The following is a 4,883-nucleotide window of genomic DNA, read 5'->3' on the forward strand; positions in this document are numbered from 1 at the left end:
GGCGGCGGCCCCGGGGCCGGCGGGCCCCGGGGCCCGAGCGGGGCCGGGCGGCCGGGTCACCACCCGGCGCCGCCGGGACCGGGGGGCTACCGCCCCCGATAACCCGGCCCGGCGGCCGCCAGGCCCCGGGGCCGGGGCCCGCGCCGCCGGCCGTCGGGTTCCGGCGGAGCCGCCCCCGGCAACCCAGGCCGGCGGCCGGGGTTGCCCACGCGGCGCGGCGCGGGGTGGTGACGCCCGGCTCCGCCGGCCCGGGGGCCGCACGGCGCGGTCGCCGGGTTCTGACGGATCCGGGGCTACGGCCCCGGAAACCCGGCCTGGTGGCCACCGGGCCCCGGGGCCCGAGTGGGGCCTGCGGCCTGATCGCCCCACGCTGCGCGGGGCGGGGCAGTGGGCCCGGCTTTCGCCGGCACGGGGGCCGGCGGCCGCCGGCGTTGCCCCCGGGGCCTGCGCGGCACGGCCGTCGGTTCCGACAGGGCCGGCGCGGCCGCCCGGGCGTGGAGGCCCATCGGCGGGCCGGGGCCCGGGCCGCATGGCCGCCGGTGGTGCGCGGCCCCGCCGGGGATCAGCGGCCCGCGGCCGCGCCCCGGCGGCGGAGCCGCCCCGCCCCGGGCGTCGGCGAACCGGCTCCGCCGGCTCCGCGCCCCGGCGGCACGCAGCCCAACCGGCGGCCGCTCGGCTGCCGGCGGCGCCGGCTCCGCCGGGCCCGTCATCCGCGGGCAGCGACTCCGCGGCCCGCGGCCGGGCGCCTGGCGAGCCAGGCGCCCGGCCCGTGCGCCGTCGTCACGTGGCGGGCACCGACGAAGCCCAGGCCACCGAGCCGCCGCGCGTCCCGCTCCGTGGTCGTGATCGCCAGCACGGAGGCCGCGTCCCGATCGGCGGCCGCGAACCCGGGGGCCAACAGCCCCCTGGCCCGCCGCTCGTCCCAGTCCGGGCCGAGCATCCCGGCGGTGGTGAGCGTCCAGTGCCGCTCCCCGGGCCGCGCCGCGGCCAGCGCCGCCCGCGCCCCCATGCCGGCGGCGATCACGTCGACCGGGTGCCGCAGTTCCCTGGCCAGCACGCGCGCGACCCGCTCGCCCGGCGGCCTGGCCCCCGGCGGCAGCCAGATCGCCGCCGCCGCGACCCGGGTGTCGCCGAGGCCGCCCTCGGCCACCCACAACTGCCCCTCCTCCAGCAGGTGGTGGGCCAGCAGCAGCCGCAGCGCGCGCCGCGCCTGGTCCTCGTCGTCACTCGGCGGACCCGGTACGAGCAGTCGCACCACCGCCGGGACGTCCACCAGCCGGCCCGGCCGCACACCCGCCGTCATGGCCGTGATCGCCATCGCCGTCGACATCACCGTTCACCCCACTCCGTACTTCGTACTCGTACTTCGTCAGACCCGGCTCGTCTCCCGGCCCGCCACCCCTGAGGACGCGGAATCCCCCACTCCATGGTTGAGTCGTTCGCCCTCGACGTCGACATTCGGAATCACCCGCTCCAGCGGCCTCGGCAGCCACCAGGCGGCCTTCCCCAGCAGGGCGAGCACCGCGGGCACGATCGCCATCCGCACCACGAAGGCGTCGAAGAGCACCGCCACCGCGAGGCCGAAGCCGATCATCCTCACCATCGACTCCGACGAGCTGATGAACCCGGCGAAGACGCTGATCATGATGACCGCGGCCGCCGCCACCACCCGTGCCCCGTGCCGGAAGCCGGTCACCACGGCCTCGGTGGGCGACTCGCCGTGCACGTACGCCTCCCGCATCCGGGTCACCAGGAAGACCTCGTAGTCCATGGCCAGGCCGAACACCACGCCCACCATGAAGATCGGCATCAGGCTCATGATCGGCCCGGTCTCGTCGACGCCGAACAGGCCGCCGAGCCAGCCCCACTGGAAGACCGCGACCACGGCGCCCAGCGCGGCGACCACCGAGAGCAGGAAGCCGAGCGCGGCCTTGAGCGGCACGAGCACCGACCGGAACACGGCCATCAGCAGCACGAACGCGAGGCCGACGACCAGCGCCAGATAGGGGAGCAGGGCGTCGTTCAGCTTCTGCGAGACGTTGATGGCCATCGCCGTCTGCCCGGTCACCAGCACCTCGTCGCCCGTCTCGGCGCGGATGTCGCCCACCAGCCCCTCGGTCTCGGCGCTGTTCGGCTTGGACTCCGGGATCACCGTGATCACGGCGGTGTCGCCGGCCTCGTTGAACGTCGCCGGGGTGACCATGGCGACGTCGTCGAGCCCGCTCACGGTGGCCGCCACCCGCTCCGCCTCGGCCCCGGGGTCGGCGGCGCCCCGGGCGTCGACGGTCACCGTCAGCGGCCCGTTGAAGCCGGGGCCGAAGCCGTCGGACAGCAGGTCGTAGGCCTGACGCTGGGTGGTGCTCGTGGGCTGCGACCCGTCGTCCGGCAGGCCGAGTTCGAGGCTGGTGGCCGGCAGGGCGACCGCGCCCAGGCCGACGACGCCCGTCAGCAGCACGGCGACCGGCCGGCGCAGCACGAACCTGGCCCAGCGGGTGCCCAGGTTCTCCTTCGTCGCGCCCCGCTCCGCCGCCCCGGCGCCGCGCGCCCTGCGGGGCAGCACCTTCTCGCCGGCGAAGCCGAGCAGCGCCGGGATCAGGGTGAGCGCCACCACCACGGCGAGCGCCACGGCGCCGGCGGCGGCCAGGCCCATGGAGGTCAGGATCGGGATGTTGACGACGGCGAGCCCGGCCAGCGCGATGACCACGGTGAGGCCGGCGAACACCACGGCGGAGCCGGCGGTGCCGACCGCCCGCCCCACGGCCTCGGCACGCTTCCGGCCCTCGGCCAGTTCGGCGCGGTAGCGGGAGACGATGAAGAGCGCGTAGTCGATGCCGACCGCGAGGCCGATCATCATCGCCAGGATGGGCGTGGTGCTGTTGAGTTCGAGCGGGCCGCTGAGCGCGGTGATGACGGCGACGCTGATGCCGACGCCGACGATCGCGGTCAACAGCGGCAGCCCCGCCGCGACCAGCGAGCCGAAGGTGATCACCAGCACCACGGCGGCGACCGCGACGCCGATGACCTCGGTGACGCCGGTGTGCGGTATCTCCGTCAGCGCGTCGCCGCCGATCTCGACGGTCAGGCCGGCATCGCGGCCCGCCTGCGCCGCGTCCCGCAGCGCCTCGCGGTCGGCGTCGCCCAGCTCGGTCGACTTCGCGTCGTAGCTGACCTGGGCGTAGGCGGTCGCGCCGTCCTCGCTCACCGCCTGGGCCTGGAACGGGTCGACGACGCCGAGCACGTGCTCGGAGCCCGTCGCCAGCTGCCCGACGACCTGCTCGACGGCGGCCCGGTCGGCGGCGTCCGTGAGGTCGCCGTCCTGGGCCTGGAACACCACCCGGGCCGTGGCGCCGTCGGCACTGGTGCCGGGGAAGCGCTCGTTGAGCAGGTCGAAGGCGCGCTGCGCCTCGGTGCCGGGGATGGTGATCGAGGTGGAGGCGGACGAGGACGCGGTGGCCGCGCCGACGCCGGCGACGGCCAGCAGGGCGACCCAGATCAGGGCGACCAACCGCCGTCGCCGGAAGGAGAACTGGCCGAGCCGGTAGAGGAACGTAGCCATGGGGCGTGACTTCCTGGGTGACGTTCTGGATGACGTTCTGGATGACGGGGGATCGGAAAGCGGGTGTGAGATGCCGCCCCGACGGCCCTGAGCCTTGCCGCTCCGCCGTCGGGCTTGTGGTCTGGTGGGTTCTCCGACTCAGGTCACCGGGGCGTCAGCCGCAGCGACGGGAGGATCACCTGGTGCGTGAACCGCACCAGGAAGTCGGTGTCCGGGTCCTTCTCCTCCAGGATCGGGCGCCCGATCACGGCGCCGAGCAGCATGTAGACGACCTCGGTGCTGCCCGCCGAGCCCTCCGGCAGCTCACCGCGCGCCTCGGCGCGGCGCAGCAGCACCTCGAGACCGGCCCGCTCCGGGAGCATCACCTGGTCGCGGAACGCCCGCAGCAGGTCGGGGTTCTGGTGCATCGCCTGCCCGAGCCCCCGGAGCAGCGGTGCCTCCTCGTTGAGCCGGGCACCGGCGTCGCGGACCAGCGTCAGCAGGTCGCCGGCCAGCGTGCCGGTGTCGATGTCCCTGGTCAGCATCGGCCGACGCATCCTGATGGCCGTGATGACGAGCTCCGCCTTGGTGTTCCAGCGGCGGTAGAGCGTGGCCTTGCTGGCGTGCGAGGCGGCGGCGATCTGGTCCATGGTCAGGGCCTCGTAGCCGTCCTGGCGCAGCAGGTCCTCCACCACCCCGTAGATCTCCCGCTCCCGGCTCTCGGAGAGCCGGGAGCGCCGCGCCGTGGTGGTGGTCTCGGTGGGCATCATGCTCCTTCGAAACGCTGCACTGTTCGAAACGAAACGGTTCCGTACACATCGTACGACCGGCCTTATCGAAACGGAAACGTACCGATAGTGGGCTGCGTCACTCCGCGCCCCGCACGGCCTGCCGCATGATGGAGGCATGCCCGAGGGAGACACCGTCTGGCAGGCCGCCCACCGCCTGCACGCCACGCTCGCCGGACATTCCCTCGTCCGCTCCGACCTGCGCGTCCCCCGCCTCGCCACCGCCGACCTCACGGGCCGCGCCGTCCTGGACGTCACCCCGCGCGGCAAGCACCTGCTCACCCGCGTCGAGGGCGGCCTGACCCTCCACTCCCACCTCCGGATGGACGGCGCCTGGCACACCTACGCCCCCGGCGAGCGGTGGCGCGGCGGCCCGAGCCACCAGATCCGCGCCGTCCTCGGCACCGCCTCCCACACGGCCGTCGGCTACCGACTCCCGGTCCTCGACCTCGTCCGCACCACCGAAGAGCCCCGCCTCGTCGGTCACCTCGGGCCCGACCTCCTCGGCCCCGACTGGGACCCGGCCGAGGCCCTCCGCCGCCTGCTCGCCGCGCTCGACG

General features: G+C 75.4%; 4 protein-coding genes. 1 reads left to right on the forward strand and 3 read right to left on the reverse strand.

Annotated elements, in window-relative coordinates:
* Positions 1 to 706 precede the first annotated feature (706 nt).
* The 3 genes from E1283_RS31685 to E1283_RS31695 form a co-directional block, all read right to left on the reverse strand.
* A complete protein-coding gene (locus E1283_RS31685; protein ID WP_132821619.1) occupies positions 707 to 1,330 on the reverse strand; it encodes a hypothetical protein in 624 nt (207 codons plus the stop codon).
* Positions 1,331 to 1,369: 39 nt separating this feature from the next.
* The gene (locus E1283_RS31690) at positions 1,370 to 3,556 is read right to left on the reverse strand and encodes an MMPL family transporter (RefSeq protein WP_132821620.1); all 2,187 of its coding nucleotides are present in this window, start codon (positions 3,554 to 3,556) and stop codon (positions 1,370 to 1,372) included.
* 143 nt (positions 3,557 to 3,699) lie between these two features.
* Positions 3,700 to 4,305: a TetR/AcrR family transcriptional regulator gene (locus E1283_RS31695; RefSeq protein WP_132821621.1), complete on the reverse strand. Its 606-nt coding sequence runs from the start codon at positions 4,303 to 4,305 to the stop codon at positions 3,700 to 3,702.
* 136 nt (positions 4,306 to 4,441) lie between these two features.
* Here E1283_RS31695 and E1283_RS31700 point away from each other — a divergent pair.
* A partial coding sequence (locus E1283_RS31700) for a DNA-formamidopyrimidine glycosylase family protein (protein ID WP_279571305.1) occupies positions 4,442 to 4,883 on the forward strand: 442 nt, incomplete at its 3' end.

Source organism: Streptomyces hainanensis, from assembly GCF_004348415.1.
Classification (GTDB): domain Bacteria; phylum Actinomycetota; class Actinomycetes; order Streptomycetales; family Streptomycetaceae; genus Streptomyces; species Streptomyces hainanensis.